The sequence below is a fragment of the Parafrankia discariae genome (assembly GCF_000373365.1).
Lineage (GTDB): Bacteria > Actinomycetota > Actinomycetes > Frankiales > Frankiaceae > Parafrankia > Parafrankia discariae.
Genome location: NZ_KB891102.1, coordinates 398,865 through 422,690, shown reverse-complemented (window position 1 = coordinate 422,690; position 23,826 = coordinate 398,865). Strand labels below are relative to the sequence as shown.

At 73.9% G+C, this 23,826-nt stretch carries 20 protein-coding genes; 12 read left to right on the top strand and 8 right to left on the bottom strand.

Annotated features, from left to right (window positions below; all coding sequences use genetic code 11):
• Positions 1 to 3: 3 nt before the first annotated feature.
• A complete protein-coding gene (locus tag B056_RS41565) occupies positions 4 to 774 on the bottom strand; it encodes an RAD23 family protein (protein WP_230202763.1) in 771 nt (256 codons plus the stop codon).
• Positions 775 to 1,584: 810 nt separating this feature from the next.
• Here B056_RS41565 and B056_RS43860 point away from each other — a divergent pair.
• Genes B056_RS43860 through mnhG form a run of 7 tightly spaced genes read left to right on the top strand, consistent with a single transcriptional unit; the run spans position 1,585 to position 7,896 of the window.
• The gene (locus B056_RS43860) at positions 1,585 to 2,082 is read left to right on the top strand and encodes a hypothetical protein (RefSeq protein WP_230202762.1); all 498 of its coding nucleotides are present in this window, start codon (positions 1,585 to 1,587) and stop codon (positions 2,080 to 2,082) included.
• Complete coding sequence (mbhE, locus tag B056_RS34700; RefSeq protein WP_230202761.1) at positions 2,001 to 4,508, top strand: hydrogen gas-evolving membrane-bound hydrogenase subunit E; 2,508 nt, start codon at positions 2,001 to 2,003, stop codon at positions 4,506 to 4,508. Before B056_RS43860 ends, mbhE begins: the two co-directional genes overlap by 82 nt.
• Complete coding sequence (locus B056_RS0101750; RefSeq protein ID WP_018500182.1) at positions 4,505 to 5,044, top strand: Na(+)/H(+) antiporter subunit C; 540 nt, start codon at positions 4,505 to 4,507, stop codon at positions 5,042 to 5,044. Before mbhE ends, B056_RS0101750 begins: the two co-directional genes overlap by 4 nt.
• On the top strand, positions 5,041 to 6,636 hold the full coding sequence (locus tag B056_RS0101745; protein WP_018500181.1) for a Na+/H+ antiporter subunit D: 1,596 nt from the start codon (positions 5,041 to 5,043) through the stop codon (positions 6,634 to 6,636). Before B056_RS0101750 ends, B056_RS0101745 begins: the two co-directional genes overlap by 4 nt.
• Complete coding sequence (locus B056_RS0101740; protein ID WP_018500180.1) at positions 6,633 to 7,268, top strand: Na+/H+ antiporter subunit E; 636 nt, start codon at positions 6,633 to 6,635, stop codon at positions 7,266 to 7,268. Before B056_RS0101745 ends, B056_RS0101740 begins: the two co-directional genes overlap by 4 nt.
• Positions 7,268 to 7,534 (top strand): monovalent cation/H+ antiporter complex subunit F, encoded by a 267-nt coding sequence (locus B056_RS0101735; RefSeq protein ID WP_018500179.1) that lies wholly within the window; start codon positions 7,268 to 7,270, stop codon positions 7,532 to 7,534. The genes B056_RS0101740 and B056_RS0101735 overlap by 1 nt, the downstream gene beginning before the upstream one ends.
• Complete coding sequence (gene mnhG, locus B056_RS0101730) at positions 7,534 to 7,896, top strand: monovalent cation/H(+) antiporter subunit G (RefSeq protein ID WP_018500178.1); 363 nt, start codon at positions 7,534 to 7,536, stop codon at positions 7,894 to 7,896. Before B056_RS0101735 ends, mnhG begins: the two co-directional genes overlap by 1 nt.
• 78 nt (positions 7,897 to 7,974) lie before the next feature.
• On the opposite strand, the gene B056_RS0101725 is transcribed toward mnhG, so the two are convergent.
• The 5 genes from B056_RS0101725 to B056_RS0101705 form a co-directional block, all read right to left on the bottom strand.
• Complete coding sequence (locus tag B056_RS0101725) at positions 7,975 to 8,898, bottom strand: proteasome assembly chaperone family protein (RefSeq protein ID WP_018500177.1); 924 nt, start codon at positions 8,896 to 8,898, stop codon at positions 7,975 to 7,977.
• A gap of 208 nt (positions 8,899 to 9,106) precedes the next feature.
• Positions 9,107 to 9,856 (bottom strand): DUF1707 SHOCT-like domain-containing protein, encoded by a 750-nt coding sequence (locus B056_RS0101720; RefSeq protein WP_154676786.1) that lies wholly within the window; start codon positions 9,854 to 9,856, stop codon positions 9,107 to 9,109.
• A 107-nt stretch (positions 9,857 to 9,963) separates the two neighbouring features.
• Positions 9,964 to 10,725 carry a polysaccharide deacetylase family protein gene (locus tag B056_RS34695; protein ID WP_018500175.1) on the bottom strand — a complete coding sequence of 254 codons (762 nt, stop codon included), beginning with the start codon at positions 10,723 to 10,725 and terminating at the stop codon, positions 9,964 to 9,966.
• Between the two features lie 237 nt (positions 10,726 to 10,962).
• Positions 10,963 to 12,669, bottom strand: coding sequence for an LCP family protein (locus B056_RS0101710; RefSeq protein WP_018500174.1), 1,707 nt, complete (start codon positions 12,667 to 12,669; stop codon positions 10,963 to 10,965).
• 251 nt (positions 12,670 to 12,920) lie between these two features.
• Positions 12,921 to 13,823: a class I SAM-dependent methyltransferase gene (locus tag B056_RS0101705; RefSeq protein ID WP_230202760.1), complete on the bottom strand. Its 903-nt coding sequence runs from the start codon at positions 13,821 to 13,823 to the stop codon at positions 12,921 to 12,923.
• Positions 13,824 to 14,172: 349 nt separating this feature from the next.
• On the opposite strand from B056_RS0101705, the gene B056_RS0101700 reads away from it, so the two are divergent.
• Both B056_RS0101700 and B056_RS43855 read left to right on the top strand, forming a co-directional pair.
• Positions 14,173 to 15,129, top strand: a complete 957-nt coding sequence (locus tag B056_RS0101700; RefSeq protein ID WP_018500172.1) for a dTDP-4-dehydrorhamnose reductase family protein — start codon at positions 14,173 to 14,175, stop codon at positions 15,127 to 15,129.
• A gap of 95 nt (positions 15,130 to 15,224) precedes the next feature.
• Positions 15,225 to 17,114 carry a UDP-N-acetyl glucosamine 2-epimerase gene (locus B056_RS43855; RefSeq protein WP_230202759.1) on the top strand — a complete coding sequence of 630 codons (1,890 nt, stop codon included), beginning with the start codon at positions 15,225 to 15,227 and terminating at the stop codon, positions 17,112 to 17,114.
• On the opposite strand, the gene B056_RS0101690 is transcribed toward B056_RS43855, so the two are convergent.
• Entirely contained in the window at positions 17,101 to 17,988 is an 888-nt protein-coding gene (locus B056_RS0101690) for an inositol monophosphatase family protein (protein WP_051105493.1), read from the bottom strand. The genes B056_RS43855 and B056_RS0101690 overlap by 14 nt on opposite strands.
• Positions 17,989 to 18,116: 128 nt before the next feature.
• Between B056_RS0101690 and valS the strand changes: the two genes are divergently transcribed.
• The 3 genes from valS to B056_RS0101675 all read left to right on the top strand — a co-directional run bounded on the left by valS (position 18,117) and on the right by B056_RS0101675 (position 22,504).
• A complete protein-coding gene (gene valS, locus B056_RS0101685) occupies positions 18,117 to 20,762 on the top strand; it encodes a valine--tRNA ligase (protein ID WP_026239216.1) in 2,646 nt (881 codons plus the stop codon).
• Positions 20,763 to 20,885: 123 nt separating this feature from the next.
• Positions 20,886 to 21,914, top strand: coding sequence for a sigma-70 family RNA polymerase sigma factor (locus B056_RS0101680; RefSeq protein ID WP_018500168.1), 1,029 nt, complete (start codon positions 20,886 to 20,888; stop codon positions 21,912 to 21,914).
• A gap of 71 nt (positions 21,915 to 21,985) precedes the next feature.
• Positions 21,986 to 22,504: a gamma carbonic anhydrase family protein gene (locus tag B056_RS0101675; RefSeq protein ID WP_018500167.1), complete on the top strand. Its 519-nt coding sequence runs from the start codon at positions 21,986 to 21,988 to the stop codon at positions 22,502 to 22,504.
• A gap of 810 nt (positions 22,505 to 23,314) precedes the next feature.
• Here B056_RS0101675 and B056_RS0101670 read toward each other — a convergent pair.
• Entirely contained in the window at positions 23,315 to 23,623 is a 309-nt protein-coding gene (locus tag B056_RS0101670; protein WP_020572260.1) for a DUF4235 domain-containing protein, read from the bottom strand.
• Positions 23,624 to 23,826 lie beyond the last annotated feature (203 nt).

Below are 23,826 nucleotides of genomic sequence, written 5' to 3'. Positions count from 1 at the left end.
GACCTACCCGGAAACCGGCCCCGGGCGCTTTCCGGTGATGACGGCGCCGCCGTCATCACCGGCGTGGTCGGGTGTGGCCGTCTCGGCCGGGCCGGCGTTTTCCGGCGGAGATGTGGAAACGGCGGGGGGCGATGTTCCCGCCGTTGTCGCGCCGGCCGGGGCGGTCGAGATGAAAGACCTGGTGGTGGGTGGTGCGGACGTTCCGTTCGCGGCGCTCGCCGGGGTGTGTGCGCCCGCGGACCGGCTGGCGCGCAGGCCACGGCTGGTGCGCCCCCAGGGCTTGAGCGTGGAGAGGAACGTGGCGGTGATGAACATCGCGTTCATCAGGCAGGCACCGGTGATGATCGCGGCCGTGGGCGCGCTGTAGTGGACGTTTCCGTCCGCCGTGGCATGGCCCGCTCGCACGATCATGGTGCGCATGAAGGCGGCCGCGAAGAGGACGGCGACCACCGTGATCGCCAGCTTGGTGACGACCCACCAGTGGTGCAGCAGACCCCAGCGGGTGCGCAGGGAGATCAGGATCCCGGTCGCCAGGGTCAGCAGCGCCAGCGGAATGTTGAGGGCCCGGTCGAACACGTGCATGAGCTCATAGGCCGGATGCCGGATGCCGTCGTCGACGGACGCCGTGATGGCGAGCGCGAGCTGGCCCAGCGCGACGCCGTTCCACCCGACGCTCACCAGGACGTGCGCGGTTAACAGAAGCTGACGGGCGACCCGCCGCTGTCTGCGCGGTCTCGCCGGGGGCTTGGCGGTTGCGATCGCGGTAGCAGTCATGCCGGCGACTCCGGATGTCGGATGGATCAGGCCAGAAAGTGCTATCGCGGAGTGGTGGAGCCGTCGTATGTCACCCCGCTACCCCGAACGAACGGAAATAACAATACATGGCACGACAGGGCTAGATACCGGCCTTTCGAGGTCAGGTCCGGATCGTGCCAGCAGGATCGGCATTCCGAATTGGAAATGGCTCGCGGACACGAATCCGCAGGTCGGGAACCTGTCCGTGGATCAGTGCGGCCACCGGCGCGCGGCGGGCCACCCGCGGACGTCCCGACTGGTGACCCGGGCTCCGCTACGCACCGTCACTTGGGACCTGGGCACGTTGGGCCATGTACGGTCTGACAGAGCGGGTGAATGCGGTCGGGGCGCTTTCGGTACACCAGCCCGAACTTGCCATTCGTGACGCTGCGTGAGAATTGTGGCGCGGCTCTCCCGTTCGCCCCGGCCGCCCAGGCGGTCAGGGGTACCCCCGCCGTGGCGGGGGCGCCGGCAGTGGGTCGGCGGTCGCGGCGCCACCGCCGCGATCGGCCCTGGAACCGCCGGCGGCCCGCCCGTCCGGCGGCCCGCCCTTCCGGCGGGTGCGGTCGCCCCGCGGCGGCCCGCACAGCCCGCACGGCCGTCGGGGTGGGTCTCGTCCCGCCCGTCGGCGTGGCTTCGCGCTCGGCACTTGGCCGGCCGGCCGGACGGACGACCGGCGGCGGGCGGCGGACAGCAGGCACGACGTGACAACTCGACACGAGCAGGGGGTACGGACCGGATGGCCAGACCGACGGGACTCTCAGGGAGCGGGCGCGAGCGGAGTGCCGCGTGTTCGCCGCCGTAGTCGCCCACCTGGTCCTCGCCGCGGTCCTGCCCGCGCTGACCGGCCGGCTGGGCCGGGCCGCCTTCCTGCTCGCGGCCGTCGCGCCGGCGGCCACGTTCGGTTGGCTGGTGATCCGGCTGCCGGCCCTGCTCGACGCCGCCGGCGGGCACGGCGCCCCCGGCGGCGACCCGCCGGTCGAGACCCTCACCTGGGCACCGACCGTCGGGCTGGAGATCGTGTTCCGACTCGCCCCGCTGGCACTGCTGATGGCGCTGCTCGTCACCGGTGTCGGCGCGGCCGTGCTGGTCTACTCGTTCGCCTATCACGCGCCGCACGCATCCGACGGCGGGGCGCCGGTGCCGGGCTCGGCGAGGCCGGGCCGGGCCGGGCGAGTGCCGCGCTGCTCGCGTTCGCGGGCGCCATGCTGGGGCTGGTCCTGGCCGACGACCTGTTCACGCTCTACCTGTTCTGGGAGCTCACCACCGTCTTCTCCTTCCTGCTGATCGGGCAGGACGGCGTGGGCGCCCCCGGCCGGCGGTCCGCCGTCCAGGCGTTGCTGATCACCAGTGTCGGGGGCCTGGCGATGCTGTTCGGCTTCGTGCTGCTGGGGCAGGCGGCGGGCAGCTACCGGATCTCGCGGATCGTGGCCGCGCCGCCGTCCGGCGCGGTGGTCACCGCGGCGCTGGTGCTCGTCCTGCTGGGCGCGTTGACGAAGTCGGCCCAGATCCCGTTCCACTCCTGGCTGCCGGCCGCGATGGTCGCGCCCACCCCGGTCAGCGCCTACCTGCACGCCGCCGCGATGGTGAAGGCCGGGGTGTTCCTCGTGGCGACGCTGACCCCGGCCTTCGCCGGCGTGGCGGGCTGGCAGGTACCGGCGGTGGCGATCGGCGCGGCGACGATGCTGCTCGGCGGCCTGCGCGCGCTGGCGCAGACCGATCTCAAACGGCTGCTCGCCTTCGGCACCGTCAGCCAGCTCGGGTTCCTCACCGCGCTGGTCGGGTTCGGCTCGCGCACCGCGGCGCTCGCCGGCGCCACGCTGATCCTCGCGCACGGGCTGTTCAAGGCCGCGCTGTTCATGGTCGTCGGCATCGTCGACCACCAGACCGGGACCCGTGACCTGCGGAACCTGTCCGGCCTGTGGCGGAGCACGCCGGTGGTGTGCGGGGGAGCCGTCCTCGCCGCCGCCTCGATGGTCGGGCTGCCGCCCTTCCTGGGCTACCTGGGCAAGGAGGCCGCCTTCGAGGCGTTCGTCCACGGCGGGACCGGCGAACTGGCGCTGCTCGCCGTGTTCGTGGCGGGCTCCTGCCTGACCACCGGGTACGCGCTGCGGTTCCTCTGGGGCGCGTTCGGCTCACGGCCGGGCGCGGCCGCCCGTCCGGCGGCGGTGTTCGTGGCGCCGGTGGTGGTGCTGGCGCTCGCCGGACTCGGCCTGGGGATCGCGCACCGGGGCGTCGACCGGCTCGTCGCCGCCTACGCCGACGGCTTCCCCGCCGGCGCCGCCCGTTACCACCTCGCGCTCTGGCACGGGCCGGGCCTGCCGATCGCGCTGTCCGCCGTCGCGGTCGCCGGAGGCGTGCTGCTTTTCGCCGTGACGGTGCGGGCGACGGCGCCGATGACACCGGCGACGGCGACGCCGGGGCGGCCGGGGTGGCCGCGGTGGGTGCCGCCGCGGGTGCCCGACCTCCTGGACGCGCAGCGCGGTTACGAGCGCGCCGTGCGGGCCCTGGACTGGTCGGCGGTCGCGGTCACCGGCCGGTTGCAGACCGGCTCGCTGCCGGCCTATCTCGGTGTCATCCTGCTCACGGTGCTGGCCGTGCCGGGCACCGCGCTGGTCACCGGGGCCTCCTGGCCCGACGACCTGCCCTGGTGGGACTACCGCATCCAGCTCCCGCTCGCGGTGGGCATCCTGCTCGCCTCGCTGGCGGTCGTCCGCGCCCGCAGCAGGCTCACCGCGACGCTGCTGCTCGGCGCGGTCGGCTACGGGATCGGCGCGCTGTTCGTCGTCGACGGCGCGCCCGACCTCGCGCTGGCCCAGTTCCTCGTCGAGACCCTGTCGCTGATCGTGTTCGTCTTCGTGCTGCGGCGGATGCCGGTCCGGTTCTCGACGGCCGACCGTTCGTCGCCGATGCGGCTGCCGCGGATCGCCGTCGCGGTCGCGGTCGGGATGTTCGTGGCCGGGTTCGCGATCGTGACCGGCGGCTCGCGTGCCGGGATGGCCCAGCCCAGCCGGGAGTTCATCGCCCGCTCGCCCGCCGAGACCGGGGCGACGAACGTGGTGAACGCCATCCTGGTCGACTTCCGGGCGTTCGACACCCTCGGCGAGATCGCGGTGCTCGCGGTGGCCGCGCTCGGGGTCGCGTCGCTGCTGCTGCTCGTCCGCACCCCGCAGGGGCGCACGATCGACCAGCTGCTCGGCCCGGCGGACCGGCGGGCCGAGGAGCCGGTACGGGCGCGGTCGGTCCTGCTGGAGGTCACGACCAGGGCGGTGTTCCCGGTGGTGCTCGTGTTCTCGCTGTACCTGCTCTTCGCCGGCCACACCAGGACCGGAGGCGGCTTCTCCGGCGGGCTCGTCGCCGGCCTGGCCTTCGTCCTGCGCTATGTCGCGGGACGGCGCCGCCGGGTGGGCGCGGCCGTCCCGGTGGTGCCGACCGCGGTGATCGGTGCCGGGCTGGTGATCGCCGCGGTCGCGGGGCTCGCGCCCGCGCTGTTCGGCGATCCCGTCCTGGAGAGCTACGTGTTCAAGGGTGATCTGCCGATCCTGGGTCACGTCGAGCTGGTGACGAGCCTGTTCTTCGACGTCGGGGTCTACCTGCTGATCATCGGGGTGGTGCTGGAGCTGCTGCGCACGCTCGGCACCGCGGTCGACAAGGAGGCCGACGCCGAGGCCGAGGCAGTGGCGGGCCGCGAGCACCAGGACGAGATCGCATGAACCCGGTGAACCTGACCTCGGCCCTGGTGGTCGGCGGCCTCTACACGGCCGGCAGCTACCTCCTCCTGCAACGCTCGCTCATGCGCGTGCTGATCGGGCTCGTCCTGCTCGGGCACGGCACGAACCTGCTCCTGCTGCTCGTCGGCGGGGAGAGCGGCCAGCCGCCCATGGTCGGCTCGGCCCCGCCCGAGGACATGTCGGACCCGCTTCCGCAGGGCATGGCGCTCACCTCGATCGTCATCACCTTCGCGCTGACGACCTTCCTGCTCGCGCTCGCCTACCGGGCGTGGACCCTGCTGGGTGACGACGAGGTCCGGGACGACCTCGAGGACGCCCGGATCAGCCGCCTGGAGTCCGGCGGGGAGCCGGTCGACGAGGCCGCACAGTTCAACCGCCAGGACCGGGCCGACCGCGAGGACCGGGCTGAACAGCCCGACCGCGCTGACCGGGCTGACCGGGAGCCGCCGCGGGAGCCGGGTGAGCTCGCCGTCCCCGGCCTGCTCGAGCGGTGCGACGCCTACGGGCGGCGCCCGTGAGCGTCCTGGTCGTCCTCCCGGTCGTGGTGCCCCTGCTCGCCGCCGGCGCCGTGCTCGTCCTGCGTGGCCGGGTGCGGGCGCAGCGGATTCTCGCGCTCCTGGTGGTCGCCGGCGTCGTCGCCGACGCCGTGGCGCTCGTCGTGATCGCCGACACCGACGGCCCGCTGGTCGCGAACCCGGGCGGCTGGCCGGCGCCGATCGGCATCACCCTGGTCGCGGACCGGCTCTCCGGCCTGCTGCTGCTCACCTCGGCCATCGTCACCTTCGCGGTGCTCGCCTACGCGATCGGCCAGGGCGTCACCGAGGACACCCGGCGGGGCAACAGCTCGATCTTCCAGTCGGTGTACCTGGTCCTGGTCGCCGGTGTGGCCCTCGCGTACCTCACCGGCGATCTGTTCAACCTGTTCGTCGCGTTCGAGGTCATGCTGGTCTCGTCCTACGTGCTGATCACGCTCGACACCACCGCGCGACGCATCCGCGCCGGCATGACCTACGTGATCGTCAGCATGACGTCGTCGCTGCTGTTCCTCACGATGCTCGCGCTGGTCTACGCCGCGACCGGGACGATGAACCTCGCCGACCTGGCGGGGCGGGTCGGCGAGCTGCCCGAGGGCCTGGCAGGGGCGCTCGGCCTGCTGGCCCTGGTCGTCTTCGGGATCAAGGCGGCGGCCGTCCCACTGCACTTCTGGCTGCCGGACAGCTACCCGACCGCGCCGGCGCCGGTCACGGCCGTCCTCGCCGCGCTGCTGACCAAGGTCGGGGTGTACGCGCTGCTGCGCACGCACACCCTGGTGTTCGCGCATGACGGGGTGTGGAAGCTGCTGCTGGTCGCGGCCGTGGTCACGCTGCTCGTCGGCGCCCTCGGCGCGCTCGCCCAGGACAACCTGAACCGGATGCTGTCCTACCTGCTGGTGAGCCACATCGGCTACATGCTGTTCGGCCTGTCGCTGTTCACCGTGATCGGCCTCACCGGCGTGATCATCTATATGGTGCACCACATCGTGGCGCAGGCCGCGCTGTTCCTGGCCAGCGGCCTGATCACCCGGTACGCCGGGACGTCGGTACCGCGGCGCATGGGCGGGCTGGCGGCCGCGGTGCCGGTGACGGCGGTGCTCTTCGCGCTGCCGGCGCTCAGCCTCGCGGGCATACCCCCGTTCTCCGGCTTCGTCGCGAAGCTGACCCTGCTCGAGGCCGGATCCGGGGTCGGCACCTGGCCTGTCTACGCCGCGGTCGCCGCCGGCCTGGTGACCAGCCTGCTCACGCTCTACGCGATGGTCCGGGTGTGGACGCTGGCCTTCTGGGGATCGCGCCGGGCGAGCGTGCCCGACCCGGAGCCCGGGGACGACCTGGTCGTCGGGACGGAGCGGGTGAACCGCCCGATGATCCTGGCGACCGGGGGGATCGTCGCCGTCGGGCTGGCCGCCGCGGTGTTCGCCGGCCCGCTGGCCGCGCTGAGCGAGCGGGCCGCCGACGACCTGCTCGAGCCGTCGGGCTACGTCGAGTCCGTGCTCCCGGACGCCGTCCCGCCGGGGCATCGGAACGCCGTCCCGGCTGGGCACCACAATGCCGTCCCGGCGGGGGCCGTCCGATGAGCCGCCGGAGCGGCGGGCCCGAGCCGGCCGCCCGCGTGATCCACCGGCCCGGCCGGCTGCTGTGGCTGTGGGCGGTGTGGATGCTGCTGTGGGGCAGGCTCACCCCGCTGGCAGCGCTCAGCGGGCTGCTCGTGGCGGCCGTGGTACTCGCCGCCTTCCCGCTGCGCCCGGTCGACCCGGGAGCCCGGTTCCGGCCGTTGCCGGCGCTCGCCCTGCTCGGCCACCTCGTCGCCGACCTCGTCCCGTCGGCGGTGGTGGTCGCCTGGCAGATGATCCGGTACGGCCCGCGGACGCGCTCGGCGATCGTCGCCGTGCCGCTGGGCGCCACGTCGGAGGTGGTGTCGACGCTGACCGCGAACGCCGTCTCGCTCGCGCCCGGCGCCTTCGTGCTGGAGATCGACCACGAGGCCGGTGAGCTGTACGTCTACGTGCTGGCCGCCGGCGACGAGCCGGCGGCCGACCGCACCCGGGCGGCCGTGCTCGGCCTGCAGCGCCGGGTGCTGGCCGCCTTCGGCGCCGCCGAGGGGGGTCAGCCGCCCGGCCGCCGCCGCGGCCGTCCCCGCCGGCGCGCCGGCACCGATGGCACCGACAGCGCTGATGGCACCGAGGTCCCCGACCAGGAGGTGCGGTGATGACCACCGTCTACACGATCACGTTCGTCCTGCTCGCCGTGGCCGGGCTGCTCACCCTGGCCCGGGCGCTGGTCGGGCCGACCAACCTGGACCGCATCGTCGCCCTCGACGTCCTGGTGATCCTCATCGTCGCGGGCGTCACGGTCGAGATCGGGATGCGCCGGGAGGGATGGAACATCGCGCTCGTCGCGGTCGTCGCGCTGCTGGGCTTCCTCGGGTCGCTGACCGCGGCCCGTCTCGTCGAGCGACGCGGGACGACCCGCTGATGGCCCGCCAGGTGATCTCCGCGGTGCTGCTGCTGACCGGCGCGCTGTTCTGCCTGCTCGGCGCCTGGGGCCTGCTGCGGTTCCCCGACGTCCCCTCCCGGCTGCAGGCGGCGACCAAGCCCCAGACGGTCGGCCTGGTGTCGATCCTGCTCGGCAGTGCCGTCCAGCTCGCCCCCCGGCACGCCGCCGGGCTGCTGCTCGTGGCGTTGCTGCAACTCGTCACGGCACCCGTGATCGCCCAGCGGGTCGGCCGGGCGGCCTACCGCACCGGCCGGTTCCGCCACGACCTGCTGGTCGTGGACGAGCTGGCCCGGCGTCGCGGCGGTGTGGCCAGCCCCGGCCAGGCCGCCGAACACCGGTGACACCCGGCCGGGTCGGGTGACATCGGGTCGGGTGACATCGGGTCGGGCCGGGCGAACCGCCCGGCCCGACCGCCCGGCTCAGGTCGGCTGCGGCCCGCCCGGTTCGCTCTGCTCGGCGAGGAAACGCTCCAGCGCCGCGCCGAGCTCCTCACCGGTCGGCAGCGGTTCGGAGTCGTCGACCACCGGCAGGTGCTCGCCCTCACGGCCGCGGTGGAACGCGTCGTACTGCTCCTCGATCGCCTTGACCACATCGGCGGCCTCGCCGCCGCGCGCGATCTGGCTGTCGACCTCGCCCCGCACCTCCAGGGCGGCGGAACGCAGCCCGTCCAGCGGCAGGAGCAGCCCGGTGGACTTCGAGACCGAACTGAGCAGCGCCTCGGTCGCGGCCGGGTAGGTGGCCTGCGCCAGGTAGTGCGGGACGTGCGCGGCGAAGCCCATCGCATCCGCCCCGGCCCGACCGAGCTCGTACTCGAGCAGGTGCCCGGCGCTGCCGGGCACCGACAGCCGCCGGACCCAGGGCTCGTACCCGACGAGCAGCTCCTTGCGTGTCGCGTGCGCGGTGACCCCGCACGGACGGGTGTGCGGCACGGCCATGGGGATCGCGTTCAGCCCGACCGACATGCGGACGCCGAGTTCCGCCATGACTGCCTGGACGGCCTTGGTGAAGCGTTTCCAGTGCAGGTCGGGCTCGGGGCCGCAGAGCAGCAGGAAGGGCGTGCCGGCCTCGTCGTGCAGCAGCTCGATGGCGAGGACGGGATCGTCGTAGCTCTCCCAGTGGTCCTCGTAGAAGACCATCGGTGGGCGCCGGGAGCGGTAGTCCATGAGCTGGTCGACGTCGAAGGTGACGATCCGCTCGTGCCGCAGTGCCGTCGTCAGGTGCTCGCTGGCGAGCCCGACGGCGCCACCCGCGTCGACGACCCCGGTCATCGCCTCGATCAGTACCGGGCGGCCGAGGTCGTCCAGGTCGCTCCTGATCTCGTAGAGCTCTCTGGGGTCAAGCATCGGTCAAGCCCTCCCTCACCGATCTGGTCCGCGGTGGTCCGCGGTGACACCCTGGCACTAGGAAGTCGCCGTGGCGGTCCCGCATTCCGACTCCGCCGGGGCAGCTCCGATGCGCATGATCGAGACTACCAACGCCCGCCCTCCCCCCGACGGAAATAGTGCTGTACGGGCGGCGTGGCGCCCCAGCGCCTGCTTTGTCGGGATCAGCTCACCGCCCGGCCAGCGACCCGCTGCTCACCCGGACGTCGCCGATCAGGCCGGCCAGTCGCAGCCGCAGCCGGGGGGTTCCCGGGCGTTCCGACACCACGGCCAGCTCGAGGTGCTGGTCGCCGAGCACGACCAGGCCACTCATGCCGACCTCCATCCCGTCCGGGACGCTGATGGTGAGATCGCCGATCAGCGAGATGTAGAGGATGTCGAGCACGCCGTCGGTCACGGCCTGCTCGTCCATCAGCGCGCCGCGCAGGTCGAGCGTCCAGTCGCCGAGGACGTTGACTATCACCGTCCGCCGGGGCATCCGCCAGCGGCCGAGCCGCCGCCCGTCGCCGAGGATGTTGAAGATCGTCGACGACGATCGCTGGACGCCGACCCGCGGCGGGACGATGCCGGCCCCGGCCCGGGCCAGTTCCTGCGCTGTCTGGGCTGCCCAGGCCTTCCCGACCCGCTCGCTGAACTCGTCCAGGGTCAGCCGCCCGTCGCCGCAGGCCGCGCGCAGCTGGTCGGCGGTCGCCTGCCGGTCCGCGTCGGTGATCGGAGCGGACGGGCCGCGCCGCGGGCCGGCGCTCTTCGCCTTGCCGAGGCTGAACGCGGTGCCGGTGCCGGTGCCGGTGCCGGTGCCGGTGCTTGGGCTTGGGCTCGTGCCGGCCGCGGCCGCGGTGCCGTCACCGTCACCGGGGCCGACCGGCGCTGCGTCGTCGCTGGTCGCGGGAGCCGGGCCGGGATCGGGTGAGTCGGGCATGTCCCGACCGTAGTGGCCCATCCGCCCGGCGCGAAGCTCACCCATGCCGCCGCCGACCGGTGCTTCCACGTCGCGCACCGATCCCAGGGCTTGGGTGTGGCGCGCTCTCAGAGAGACGTGAAGGTGAGGCCCCTGGCCCGCAGCGCGGGCAGGACCCGGCGGAGCGCCTCGACGGTCTGCGACCGATCGCCACCGCCGTCGTGGCACAGCAGGATGTCGCCCGCCCGGGCGCCGGTGAGCGTCCTGACGATCGAGGCCACCCCGGGCCGGGCCCAGTCGCGCGGGTCGACGCTCCAGCCGACCGGCGTCAGGTGCTGGTCGGCCGCGGCGGCGAGGACCGCCGGCGGCCAGTCCCCACCGGGGGACCGGAAGTACCGGGGAGCGACGCCACCGGCCGCGGTGATGATCGACTGGGCCGCGGAGATCTCCCGGGCGACTGTCGCCGCGGGGCGGGCGCCGAACGGCGTCGGATGGTCGAGTGAGTGGTTGCCGACGGTGTGCCCCGCGGCGAGGACGCGCCGGACCAGCTCCGGGTGGGCCTTCGCCTGGACCCCGATGACGAAAAAGGTCGCCCGGACCCCGTTCGCGCGCAGCACCTCCAGGACCCGCGGCGTCCAGACCGGGTGCGGTCCGTCGTCGACGGTCAGCGCGATCGCGTTCGCCGGTGCCGCCGGCAGCGCGCCGCGGACCCGGCTCACCGGGCCGCCCGATCGCCTGCCCGCCGCCGGGGCGGCCAGGGCCGGGTCGATCGTGCCGAATGCCGTGAGACCGGCCGCTCCCGCGACCGACCATCCCAGCAGGTGCCGCCGGGACGGCCCGCCCGCCCGGCCGCCGCCGCCCGCACCGCCGGCCGCCCGGCTGACCTTCATCCCGTGGTCCCCTCACTATGCTGAACGCCGGGTCTGACCGCACCCGGTGGCCGGTAGACCATACGTCGTAAGTGTCGCCACAAAGCGGGCATAAAAGGCGACCAGAAATGTCAAGAGCGCGCGTGCGGAAAAGGGCTGCGGACGGTGGCTCTCCTGGTCCGGAGCCGAGCGGAACCCGCGAACAAAAGGGATCGCGCGGGCTAAAAACCCCAGCGGTGCCGGAGATGTGCGGACGGGTCAGTAGACGCACGCGGCGGCGGCGGTCACCGGCGGCTCGCTCGTCGCCGACGACCCCGCCGACGGCGGGCCGGACGGCCCCGGCGCGCCCGGTGTGGGGCCGACCGCGGCGTCCGGCCCGGCTCCGGCGATCGGCTGGGTCAGGACGTCGGCGTCGGCGCCGATCCTGACGCCGGTCGGCGCCGTGGCCGTGGGCATCACCGTGGCCGTGCCGGCCGCGGGGTTGGACGCGGCTGTGGACGTGACCGTGGGCTGCTCGGCCGGGAGGGCGGGCGTCGGCGCCGCCTCCGGTACCTGAGGCGTCGCCGTGGGGGCGGCACCCCCGGTGGGCGGGAGGGCGGGCGCCGCGGTGGGGGCGGTCGGGGTGCCGCTCGGTGGCTGCGGGGTGAAGGCGCCGCCGAGCGGGATGGGTTCCGCCGAGCCGGTGGGCTCGGGCAGGGACTCGCCGCCGGTGATGTTCCGGAAGAACTGCCGCATCTCGGCGGGGTCGTAAAAGAAGTAGAAGGCCGGTTCGGCGACCTGGCCCGTGATCGGGACGGTGGAGAACGTGACGGCTCCGGTCGTCATCCCACGCATCCGCTCGGCCAGCGCGCGCAGTTCGGCGAAGCCGGTCTCGTCGTCCAGCACCACCGAGCGGGTCACCGCGCTCAGGAAGGCGGCGAGCTTCGTGGGGCGCAGCAGGACGTCGCCGCTGCTGACCTTTCGGAACATCGCCGCCAGGAATGTCTGCTGGCGGCGGATCCGGGAGAGGTCACCGTCGGCGAAACCATGCCGTTGCCGGACGAACGCGAGCGCGTTGCCGCCGGTCAGATGATTGTTTCCGGGCTGCCCGACAAAGCCGGAACTGGGATCGTTCAGGTTCGTCGACCGCACCCGGCGGCCGTTCTCCAGAGTGTGCGGCTCGACATAGGGAGACGCCTGCAGGCACACGTCAATGCCACCGATCGCGGATGTCATCTGCTGGAAGCCGCTGAAGTCGAGCTCGGCGTAGTGGTCGATCCGTAGTCCCGCCACCTGTTCGAGGGTGGCGACCAGGAGCGCGGGGCCACCGTTGCTGAACGCGGCGTTGATCTTGTCCTGGCGGGCCCGGTGGTGGCTGCCGTCGTCGTCGGTCCAGGCCGGGATGGGCACCCGCAGATCACGGGGGATCGACACGATGTTCGTCCGCCCGTCCGAGGCCAGGTGGGCGATCATCATCGTGTCGGATCGCGCGCCACCGACCTCCGCGGCGTCCGAGCCGGTCCGCACGTCGGAGCCGACGAGCAGCCAGGTCTCGGTGCCGACCGGGGCGGGCGGTGGGCGGGTCACCGTGATGTCGGCGGGCGGTGCGATGGTCTCGCGGTCGATCCTGCGGTCGTAGAAGGTGACGACGAACCAGCCGGTGGTGGTGACCACCACCACGGCGACCGACAGCAGGGCGGTCAGGACGAGCAGGACCCGGCGTACCGGGCCGCGCCGCGCGGCGTCGGCCGCCGCTTCGCTCCCGTCCCGCGGCGGCCCGGCCTCGCAGTCGTCGGCCTCGGGCGAGCCCGCGCCGCCGCGGTCGTCATCGCCGTCGCCGTCGCCGCCCTCGATGTCGTCGCCGTCGCCGTCGCCGTCGGCACCGCTGTCGCCGTCGCGTTCGCGGGTGTCGTGATCACTGTCCGTGGTCTCCGCCGGGCTCACGTCGGGGGCGTCGCACGACTGCCGTGCGCGCGCGTCCCGCATGCCGCCGCCCCTCGCCGCGCCTGGTACCGGCGCGTGCCTGCCGGCGAAAACAAAGGTAAGTCAACGCAAGATAAGTCAGCCAATAGTGATGTTGCGGGCCCGCAAGTCGGATGTGACAGTCGACGCGGGACGAATCGGGGCACACCGCATCATCTGTCAGAACGCGGTGTTCATGCCGGACGGCCGCCGCCGGGCGGCCCGAACGGGCCCGCACCGGTCAGCTGGCTGGTCGGTGGCTGGTCGGTGGCCGGTCAGGCGCGGACGGCCACCAGGTGCAGCGAGCCCGGATCCTCCGGACACACCGGCGAGCTCGGGGACGTCCCGGAGGAGATCTTGAAGCCGGCGCCGACGAGCCGACGCTCGGCCGTGTGCGCGTCGTAGTGCCAGCGGTTCACCGGGTCGGCCGGGTGCCGCGCGTCACCGCGCCAGGGTCGGCCGCGGCGCCCCCCGCCCCGCTCACTCCCGGGGGACCGCAGGCGCTGCCAGGCCACCAGCTCGTCGGCGTCGATCTCACCGCGTACGTACCGGTCGACCGCGTACCGCAGGTCGGGCAGCACGACGTGCAGCGTCCCGCCCGGGCGCAGGACCCGGGCGTACTCCTCCAGCGCCCGGCGCATCGCCGGCGGGGACAGCTCCTGCAGGACGTGCGCGCAGAGGAGGTGATCGACCGTGCCGTCGTCCAGCGGCAGCGCGGCTCGCGGATCGTGCCGGGTGAGGACGGCCGTCTCCCGGGCCTCCCACTGCTCGCGGATCGTCCAGCCACGGCCGCCCGGCGGCCCCGTCGACAGGCCGCGTGGGCGCAAACCCGGGCGCGGACCCGGGCGCGGGGCGAGTCGGGTGAGGGCCGCGACCAGCCGCGGCCGTCGCGCCGACCGCCAGCCGGCCGCGCACCCCCGGCGCAGCAGGCGCAGCGGGCGGGACGCCCGCAGCAGCCGGGTGAGGGCGGACGTCCATCGCAGCGTCGGATAGGCGGCGACCAGCCCGGGGGAGAACGCCGGGTCGAGGTTGACGTAGTCCGGCAGGACCAGATGCGACGAGGTGACGTTCACCCACAGCTCGCCCCGGCTGTTGCGGTGGTGCCGCGGGCGCCGGGCCCGGCCCGGTGGTGCCGGGGGCCGTGCCGTCCGGTCCGTCATCCCCGTCTCGTGCCTCATCCGTCCGTTCCCTGGGCGATCCGTCCCGGTGGCCGGGCCCCCGACCGGCCGTCGGGGCCCTCGCGAGGCTTGAACATGCCCCTTAGTCGTCACTTAGACACAGAGGGTAGATCGATCCGGGCTGATGTCCGGCATCTCCGCTCGGCGCGTCCCCTGGGGGTTCCCGTCGCGCCGCGGTTTCCGTTCGTGCCCTCGCCGTCCGGCGCGTCATCGTCGCAGGGGGCGATCGTTTCAATACAGAGAGTAATACTTGCTTCGGGGTCAGCGCCCCGAGTCCGGGCGCCCCGAGTCCGGACAGTTCGAGCGGACGGCCCACCCCGACCGGACCTCGGTCCCGAAGGAGCGCTAGATGCGTGTACTGGTCCTCGGCGGCGACGGCATGCTCGGCGGTGAGCTGGTCCGCTGGCTCGTCCGCGACCATGACGTCACCGCCACCGTCAGGGCCACCGCGCCGTCCTGCCCGCCACCCGCCGACCGGGTGTTCACCGGAGTGGACGTCCGCCGCCGCGACACCATGGTCGACGTGTTCGTCGCGGCGCGGCCGGACGCCGTCGTGAACGCCGTGAGCCTGGCCGGGCGGCACGCGCAGGCGGGTGGCGAGCTCCCGGCGATCGAGGTCAACGCGCTGTTCCCGCATCGGCTCGCGCGCCTGTGCCGGGCCGCCGGGGCCCGGCTGGTGCACGTCTCGACCGACCGGGTGTTCTCCGGCCGACTCGGTGACTACCACGAGGAGGACGTACCCGACCCCGTGGACGTCCACGGGATGACCAGGCTGCTCGGCGAGGTGCGCGAACCGGGCACGCTGACGCTGCGGACGTCCGTCGTCGGCCTGGCGGCGGCTCCGGTGGCCTCGGGGCTCGTCGAGCGGTTCCTGGCGGCGAAGGGCGAGGTCCCGGGCCCGCGCCGGGTCGTCCACAGCGCCCTGACCACCGCCGAGTTCGCGCGTTTCGTCCATCTCGTGCTCGTCGGGCACCCGGACCTCACCGGGATCTGGCATCTCGGCTCCGAGCCGATCAGCCAGTTCGACCTGCTCACCATGCTCGCCGAGCGGCTCGGCCGCCGGGACGTGCGGATCACGCCCAGTGACGGCGAGGTGCGCAACCGGGCGCTGTCCGCGCGCCGGCTGCGGTCGGTGACCGGCTACCGGCCGCCCGGGTGGCCGGTGCTGGTCGACGAACTGGCGACCGCGATCGAACGGCGTGACATCGAAGGCTTCCGCCGGCGTCGCCCGGCGCCTCGTCCCGGCGCGACCGCGGCCCCCCGGGCCGCTCTCACCTCCCCGAACGGAGTGCACGCCGATGCCTGACAGGAACCTCGACGAACCCGGCTCCGGTAACCGGCCGCCGCATCAGCCCCGGTCGGCCGGGCCGGTCGATCCGCTCCGGTAGAAGGGACAGCGGCGTGTCGAGAACGAGCGGCGACAGAGACGACCATCCGGGCGCCCGGCAGCACGGGGACGACGCCGAGCTCACCCGGACGGGCTTCTTCCGGAACTGGTTCTCCGGCGGGGGCGCCCACCGTCAGCGTGGTCTGGAAGCCCAGCGCGGTGCGGAAGCCCAGCGCGGTGCGGAAGCCCAGCGCGGTGCGGAGGACCGGCGCGGTCCGGAAGCCCAGCGCGGTCCGGAGGACCGGCGTGAGCCTGACGTCCGGCGTGGCGCGGAGGCCCGGCGTGATCCGGGTGCCGCCGGAGAGCCTGGCGTCGAGGTGTCCCCACGGATACCGGTGGCCAGGCCCAGGCCACCGGACGGCCCCCCCGCCGTCGGACCGGGCACCGCGGACCAGAACGCCGCGGACCGGGGCCCGGCGGGCGGGAGCGCCGCCGGGCGGGGGACGGCGGACCGAGAACGAGGAGGAGTGACCGCGATGACGGGGACGGCGGGAACGACCGCACGAACAGGCCCCTCAGTGCCGACCGCGCCGTCCACGCCGGTCGCCCCGACCGGGCCGACCGGGCCGACCGTTCCCACGGTGCCGAGCCGGCGGCTCTCCCCGGACCGCCCCGGCCCGGCCGGCCGGATGACCCTGCCCGAGCGGTTGCCGCGCACGGAGATCACGGGACTTCCCGCGCCGGTGCCGCGCGGCCGCCCCGGGCCGGCCGAGCACCGGGCGCGGGTCATGATCCTGGTCGGCACCCGTCCGGAGATCGTGAGGCTGAGCCGGATCATCGCGGTGCTGGAGCGGGCCGTGGACGTGTGCCTGGTCCACTCGGGCCAGCACTATGACTATGAACTGAACCAGGTGTTCTTCGACGAGCTCGGCATCCGCAAACCGGACCACTTCCTCGACGCGGTCGGCGCGAGCGCCGCCGAGACCATCGGCCGGGTGATCGCCCGCGCCGACGCGGTGTTCGTCGACGAGGCCCCGGACGCGCTACTGCTCTACGGGGACACGAACACCACGCTGGCGGTCATCGCGGCCCGGCGGCGGCACATCCCGGTGTTCCACCTGGCGGCCGGCAACCGGTGTTTCGACGACCGGGTGCCGGAGGAGACCAACCGCCGGCTGGTCGACCACCTCAGCGACATCAACCTCCCGCTCACCGAGCACGCGCGGCGCCACCTGCTGGCGGAGGGCCTGCCGACGCAGCGGATCTTCGTCACGGGCTCGCCGATGAAGGAGGTCCTCGACCACTACGCGCCGCTCGTCGACTCCTCGCCGGTGCTCACCACCCTCGGCGTCACCGCGGGCCACTTCCTGGTGGTCAGCGCGCACCGGGAGGAGAACGTCGACGCGCCGGAGCTGCTCATCGGCCTGCTCGAGACCCTCAACGCGTTGGCCGCCCGCTACCGGGTGCCGATCATCGTCTCCACCCACCCGCGTACCCGGGATCGCCTCGACACCCTCGAGGCGTCCGGCCGGGCCCCGGCGACCGACGGCCTCGTCCGCTTCTGTCGGCCCTTCGGGTTCGCGGACTACAGCGCGTTGCAGCGGGCGGCGCTGTGCGTGATCTCGGACAGCGGCTCGCTGACCGAGGAGGCCGCACTGCTCGGGTTCCCCGCGGTGCTGATCCGGGAGGCGCACGAGCGCCCCGAGGGCGTCGAACACGGCGTGGCCGTCTCCTGCCTGCCCCGGCCGGACCGGGTCCTCGCCGCCGTCGACCTGGTCGTCGACGCCGCGCGGGGGGACCGGACGCCGCGGATCGTCCCCGACTACGACGTGGACGACGTCTCCCGCCGCGTCGTACGGATCATCGTCAGCCACATCGACTACGTCCGCCGGACGGTCTGGTTCGAGCGCCCACCGGTCGGGACCGGCGAGCCGACGCCGGGAGGCACGCTCACTCTCCCGTGACCGCGGGTGTCCCCTGGTCGGTGTCGGCGCGGGGGTGCTGGGCGAGCAGGGCGGTGAGCGGGGCGAACAGGGCGGGGGGAGCCGCGACGACGAGGTCCTCGCCGGCTCCCCGGCCGTCCAGGCCGCCGACCAGCAGGCCCGCCTCGGCGGCGATCAGCGCGCCCGCCGCGTGGTCCCAGGGGTGCAGCCCACGTTCGTAGTAGGCGTCGACGAGGCCCGCCGCGGCGGCGCAGAGGTCGAGGGAGGCGGCACCCATCCGGCGGATGTCGCGGACCCTGGGCGCGACCCGGGTCAGCACCGCGGCCTGGGTCGCGCGGCGGCGCTCGGTGTACCCGAAGCCGGTGGCGACGAGCGCGCCGCCCAGCTCGGTCACCGTCGAAGCGGTCAGCCTCGCCGGCTCCCCGGCCGCGGACCCCACCGGTGTCTCCCGGTGGAAGGCGCCGCCGCCGCGGACGGCGGTGTAGGTGACCCCCATCGCGGGGGCGTGCACCACCCCGGCCACGATCTCGCCGTCCAGCTCGGCCGCGATCGACACCGCCCAGTTGGGCAGGCGGTAGAGGAAGTTGACCGTCCCGTCGAGGGGGTCGACGATCCAGCGCACGCCGCTGGTGCCCGCGGTGTCCGAGCCCTCCTCGCCGAGCAGGCCGTCGTCCGGGCGGGCCGCGCGCAGGCGGCGGGCGACGAGGGCCTCCGAGGCCCGGTCCAGCGCGGTGACGACGTCGGTCGGCGAGGATTTCGTCGCCTCGGCGGCCACCGTGCCGGCCCGGCCGGTGACGAGCAGGGCCCCGGCCTCGCGGGCGACGTCCAGGCCGAGGTCGAGCAGGGCGGCCGGGGCCGGGCGCAGGGTGCTGGGGGGCGAGTCCACGCTGCTCATCCTGCCAAGGCACGCCGGTGGCGGGAACGCCGAGGGGGCGGGGCCGGGCTCCCACCGGGATGGCCCGCGGCCCGCGGCCCGGCTCCCGCCGCGACGGCGACGATCGCGTGCCCCGTAGGATTGTGCGCGTGGTGGCAACGGACAGTACGGAACGGCCGACCCGCGCGATGCCCGCCAAGCCGAGCTTGGACGGGATCGAGACCCGCTGGTCCGAGCACTGGCACGAGCGCGGAACCTATGAGTTCGACCGGTCGGCGCCGCGGGAGCGGGTCTACTCGGTGGACACTCCGCCACCGACCGTGAGCGGCTCGCTGCACGTGGGCCACGTGTTCTCGTACACCCACACCGACCTGATCGCCCGGTTCCAGCGGATGCGCGGGCGCGAGGTCTTCTACCCGATGGGGTTCGACGACAACGGGCTGCCGACCGAGCGCCGGGTGCAGAACTACTACGGCGTGCGCTGCGACCCGTCGCTGCCCTACGACCCGGACTTCACTCCGCCGGCGAAGCCGGGCAAGGACCAGCTCCCGATCTCCCGGCGCAACTTCGTCGAGCTGTGCGAGACGCTGACGATCGAGGACGAGAAGGGCTTCGAGGAGCTCTGGCGCCGCCTCGGCCTGTCCGTCGACTGGTCGCACACCTACGCGACCATCGACACCCGGTCCCGCGCGGTGGCCCAGCGGGCCTTCCTGCGTAACCTCGCCCGCGGCCAGGCCTACCTGGCCGAGGCCCCGACGCTGTGGGACGTCACCTTCCGCACCGCCGTCGCCCAGGCCGAGCTGGAGGACCGGGAACGCCCCGGGGCCTACCACACGCTGGCGTTCGGGCGGCCCGGCGGCGACCCGGTGGTGATCGAGACGACCCGTCCCGAGCTGCTGCCGGCCTGCGTGGCGCTGGTGGCGCACCCCGACGACGCGCGCTACCAGCCGCTGTTCGGGCAGACGGTGCGCACGCCGCTGTTCGACGTCGAGGTGCCGGTGGTGGCGCACCGGCTGGCCGATCCGGAGAAGGGCTCCGGCATCGCCATGATCTGTACGTTCGGTGACCTCACCGACGTCATCTGGTGGCGTGAGCTGCGGCTGCCCGCCCGCGCGGTGATCGGCCGGGACGGCCGCCTGATCGCCGAGGCCCCCGAGGCGATCTCCTCGCCGGCCGGCCGGGAGCACTACGCCGAGCTCGGCGGGAAGACCATCGCCGCCGCCCGGACGGCGGTCGTGGCGGCCCTGCGGGAGTCCGGCGCGCTGCTCGGCGAGCCGCGGGCGATCAGCCATCCGGTGAAGTTCTACGAGAAGGGCGACCGCCCGCTCGAGATCGTCACCACCCGCCAGTGGTACATCCGCAACGGCGGCCGGGACGAGCGGTTGCGCGCGGAGCTCCGCCAGCGCGGCGCCGAGCTGCGCTGGCACCCCGAGTACATGCGGGTGCGGTACGAGAACTGGGTGGACGGCCTCAACGGTGACTGGCTGATCAGCCGGCAGCGTTTCTTCGGTGTGCCCTTCCCGGTCTGGTACCCGCTCGACGCGGACGGCCAGCCGCGCCACGACGCCCCGATCGTCGCGGACGAGGCCACCCTGCCGGTCGACCCGTCCAGCGACGTCCCCCCGGGCTACACCGCCGAGCAGCGGGGCGTGCCCGGCGGCTTCATGGCCGACCCGGACGTCATGGACACCTGGGCCACCTCCTCCCTGACGCCGCTGATCGCCAGCGGCTGGGAGAGCGACCCGGCCCTGTTCGCGCAGGTGTTCCCGATGAACCTGCGCCCGCAGGCGCACGAGATCATCCGGACCTGGCTGTTCTCCACCGTGCTGCGCAGCCACGACGAGTTCGGCACCCTGCCCTGGACGGACGCGGCGATCTCCGGCTGGATCCTCGACCCGGACCGCAAGAAGATGTCGAAGTCCAAGGGCAACGTCGTCACGCCGATGGGCCTGCTGGAGCAGCATGGCTCGGACGCCGTCCGCTACTGGGCGGCCTCGGGCCGGCCGGGCACCGACACCGCCTTCGACGTCGGCCAGATGAAGACCGGCCGCCGGCTCGCCATCAAGATCCTCAACGCGAGCCGGTTCGTGCTGGGCCTCGCCGAGGCGGGCGAGGGCGGGGTGATCGAGGGCGTGGCCTTCGACGGCGGCTCGGTCCCCGCGGCCGACGCGGTTCCCGGCCCGGCCGCGGTCACCGAACCGCTGGACCGGGCGCTGCTCGCCGAGCTCGCCCGGGTCGTCGACACGGCCACCGGCGCGTTCGAGGGCTACGACTACACCCGGGCGCTCGAGGTCACCGAGACCTTCTTCTGGCGGTTCTGCGACGACTACGTCGAGCTGGTCAAGGGCCGGGCGTACGGCGGGCACGGGGAGGCCGGCGCCGCCTCCGCCCGGGCGACGCTGACGATCGCGCTCTCCACGCTGCTCACCCTGTTCGCGCCGTGCCTGCCGTTCGTCACCGAGGAGGTCTGGTCCTGGTGGCGGGCGGGCTCGGTGCACCGGGCGCGCTGGCCGGAGGCCGCCGAGATCCGCGAGGCCGCCGGGGACGGCCGTCCCGAGCTGCTGGACGCGGTCGGTGCCGCGCTCTCCGCGGTGCGCCGGGCGAAGTCCGAGGCGAAGGTGTCGATGAAGGCCGAGGTCGCCACCGCCCGGGTCAGCGGTGCCGCCGACGTCGTCGAGCTGGTCGGGCAGGCCGCCGCGGACCTGCGCAGCGCCGGCGGCATCTGGGAGCTGAGCCTGGTCGGCACCGGCGGTGAGCTGGCCGTCGACGTGGTGCTCGTCCCGCCGGCCGGCTGATCGTCCGGCACTCTGCCGGGGCGCCCTGCGCGCCGCCCCCCACCGCGCCCGCCTGCGGGTGTCACAGGGCGGCGGGCTGTCCCGTCGGGTTCTCGAGGACCTGACCGGGGAGGGGAGCCGAAGATGCTGATCGGGGAGCTGGCCGAGGCGTTCGAGGCGGAGCGCGGGTATCTGCGCGCCGTGGCCTACCGCATCCTCGGCTCGGTCACCGACGCAGAGGACATCGTCCAGGACGCCTGGCTGCGCCTCGCCCGGACCGACCCGGCCGTCATCGAGGACCTGCGCGGCTGGCTGACCGTGGTCGTCGGCCGTCTCTGCCTCGACCAGCTCCGCTCGGCCCGGGTCCGGCGGGAGACCTACGTCGGGCCGTGGCTGCCCGAGCCGCTGGTCGACCCGGCCGGTCCGGGCGGGGCGGGTGGCTCGGCGGTGGTCGGTGTCGCGGCCCACCCCCACCGGGGCCGGCCGGGGCCGTCCGGCGGGGGTGGCGCGACCGCCCCGGCCGGCGAGATCACGGCCGTCGCCGCCGAGCGGGCCGATCCGGCGGACCGGGTCACCCTCGCCGAGTCGGTCAACATGGCCATGCTGGTCGTCCTGGAGTCGCTGAGCCCGGCCGAGCGGACCGCGCTGATCCTGCACGACGTGTTCGGCTACGGCTTCGAGGAGGTCGCGGAGGTGACCGGGCGCAGCCCGGCCGCCAGCCGGCAGCTCGCGAGCCGGGCCCGGCGGCACGTGCGGGAGCGGGCCGTCCGCTTCGATCCCGACCCGGCGCAGCGGCGCGGTGTGGCCGACGCCTTCCTGGCCGCCGCGGCCGGCGGTGACCTGGCCGCGCTGCTGCGCGTCCTCGACCCGGACGTCGTGCTGCGTTCGGACGGCGGCGGCGTCGTGCGCGCCGCGCTTCGTCCGATCGAGGGGTCGGCGAAGGTGGCGAGGTTCCTGCGCGGGCTGGTCGAGAAGGGGCTGCGGGACCACGGGCCCAGGACGCGGTTCGTCCCGGTCGAGGTCAACGGCGGAGCCGGGGTGGCCACCTACGCGGGTTCGCGGCTCGTGAACATCGTCGCGTTGACCGTCGGGGGCGGGCTGGTCACGGAGATCGACATCGTGGTCAACCCGGCGAAGCTGCGTCACCTCACCGACCCGTCCCCCAGCGGCTGAGAGCACCGCGACCAGCGGCGGCGGCAACCGGGAGTGCCCCGGGTGGCGGCCCGATGCGGCAGGATGGAAACGTGGCCATCTACGCGCTGGGGGAGCTAGAACCCTCGATCGATCCGTCCGCGTACGTCCATCCCGACGCGACGGTGATCGGGAACGTCACGATCGGCCCGGAGTCGACGGTCTGGCCCGGCGTCGTCCTGCGCGGCGACCAGGGGCGCATCGTCATCGGCGCGCGGACGTCCATCCAGGACGGCACGGTGATCCACACGACCGCCCAGTTCCCCACGATCGTCGGGGACGACTGCGTGATCGGGCACATCGTGCACCTCGAGGGCTGTGTGGTCGAGGACGGCTCCCTGGTCGGTTCCGGGTCGGTCGTGCTGCACCAGGCCCGGGTGTCCCGGGGCGCGCTGGTCGCCGCGGGCGCCGTGGTCGGCAACCGGATGGTGGTTCCCGAGCGGGCGATGGCGCTGGGCATCCCGGCGAAGATCCGTGAGGGCGCCGCCTCGCAGGAGCTCATCACCATGGCGGCCGCCCACTACGTCGAGAACGGGCGCCGCTTCCGCAAGGACCTGCGCCGCCTGGACTAACCCCGCGCCGTGGGGCGCGGTATCGCCGGTGCCCCGGCCGCTGGCGGGCCTGGTCGGCGGGCCTGGGTCCGACGGTGGAGGCTCCGGTCTGTCTTTGCTGCTCGGCTCCTCGCCGTTTGATTTTTTTCTCGCCGTTTCAGACAGCGTTCCCGAGGGGATTCGCCCTGAAAGGGCAGAAAGATGACAAGCGGTGAGTAGGCGCACCCCGGTGCGCGGGAGTTTTGACCGATAGGCGGAGATTTGTTCGTGCTCTGGCGGTGCGGGCTGTGGCTTCGCCGGTCTGGAGAACGACGCTTCCGACTGCGGTCGGGCCCCAACCGGTTGCCGCCGCAGCGCTCCCGCACAGGCCGCCCACCCAGGCGCTGCCAGCACCCTCTGCCCCTCTGAACCTTCAAGCGCAACCCACCACCGGCTGTTATGCGCAACCACGCTCCGCCGCCGGGCGAAGCGTGGCCGTTGAGTGAGTCCTGGCTGTCACTCAACGGCCACGGTTCCTCGACTGCCGCGCATAGTGGCCGGGTTGGCGTGGATACTTATCGCTTCCGGCTCTCCGGTTGCGGCTTCGGCCTTGAGGATCTCGGGTGGACGCCCCGCCCCCGGCGGCGGAGGCCACCGCGAGCCACGGTCGAGCACGGTGCCCCTCCGGAACCCCGGAACCCTCCGAACCCCCGCAGGCCGTGGTCATCACAGCCAGAACAGTCGACCGTGGTGTTCCGCGGAACACCCGAACCGGACACGGCACGCCGGCGACAGATCAATCTCCGCGGGACGGGCACCAGGATCCGCTGGGTCACGCCAGAACCCGCTCCGCTAGTTGTCCGAGGTCGAGATCTCCGGGCGTAGCATGCCGGGCGGCGGGGAGCCCGTTGCCCGGACCCAGCCGCGCGCGGCGACCCGCTCGGCGGCCAGCCGGCCGAGGCCGATGACCAGGCCGGAGAGCGCGGCCCAGGCGATCGCCTCCGCCCAGTCGGTCTCCGGGTCCGCCGGGTTCACCGGCGGGTCGGACTTGCGCACCTTGCGGTAGGCCGCGGTGACGCCTCTGCTCGCCGCGGTTCCGGCGAGCGCGGTCGCCGCGCCGCCCACGACCTTCCATCCCATCTTCGAAGCCGGTCCGGCCACCCCACACCTCTCGTCCGTCCGCCCCGACCTGCCGGGGCGCAGCTGATGTCGCTCTTCTGCCTTACCCCGTGGCGCGCGGATTCCCCCTCGCCGCCGGCGGAGGTCCGGGCCGTCCTCGTGTCGCCGGCATGTGCCGGCCGCCCGGTGCCGGGGAGTCGTTAGTGTCGCGGACAGCCCGCCCGGGTGAGGACGACCCAGGAGAA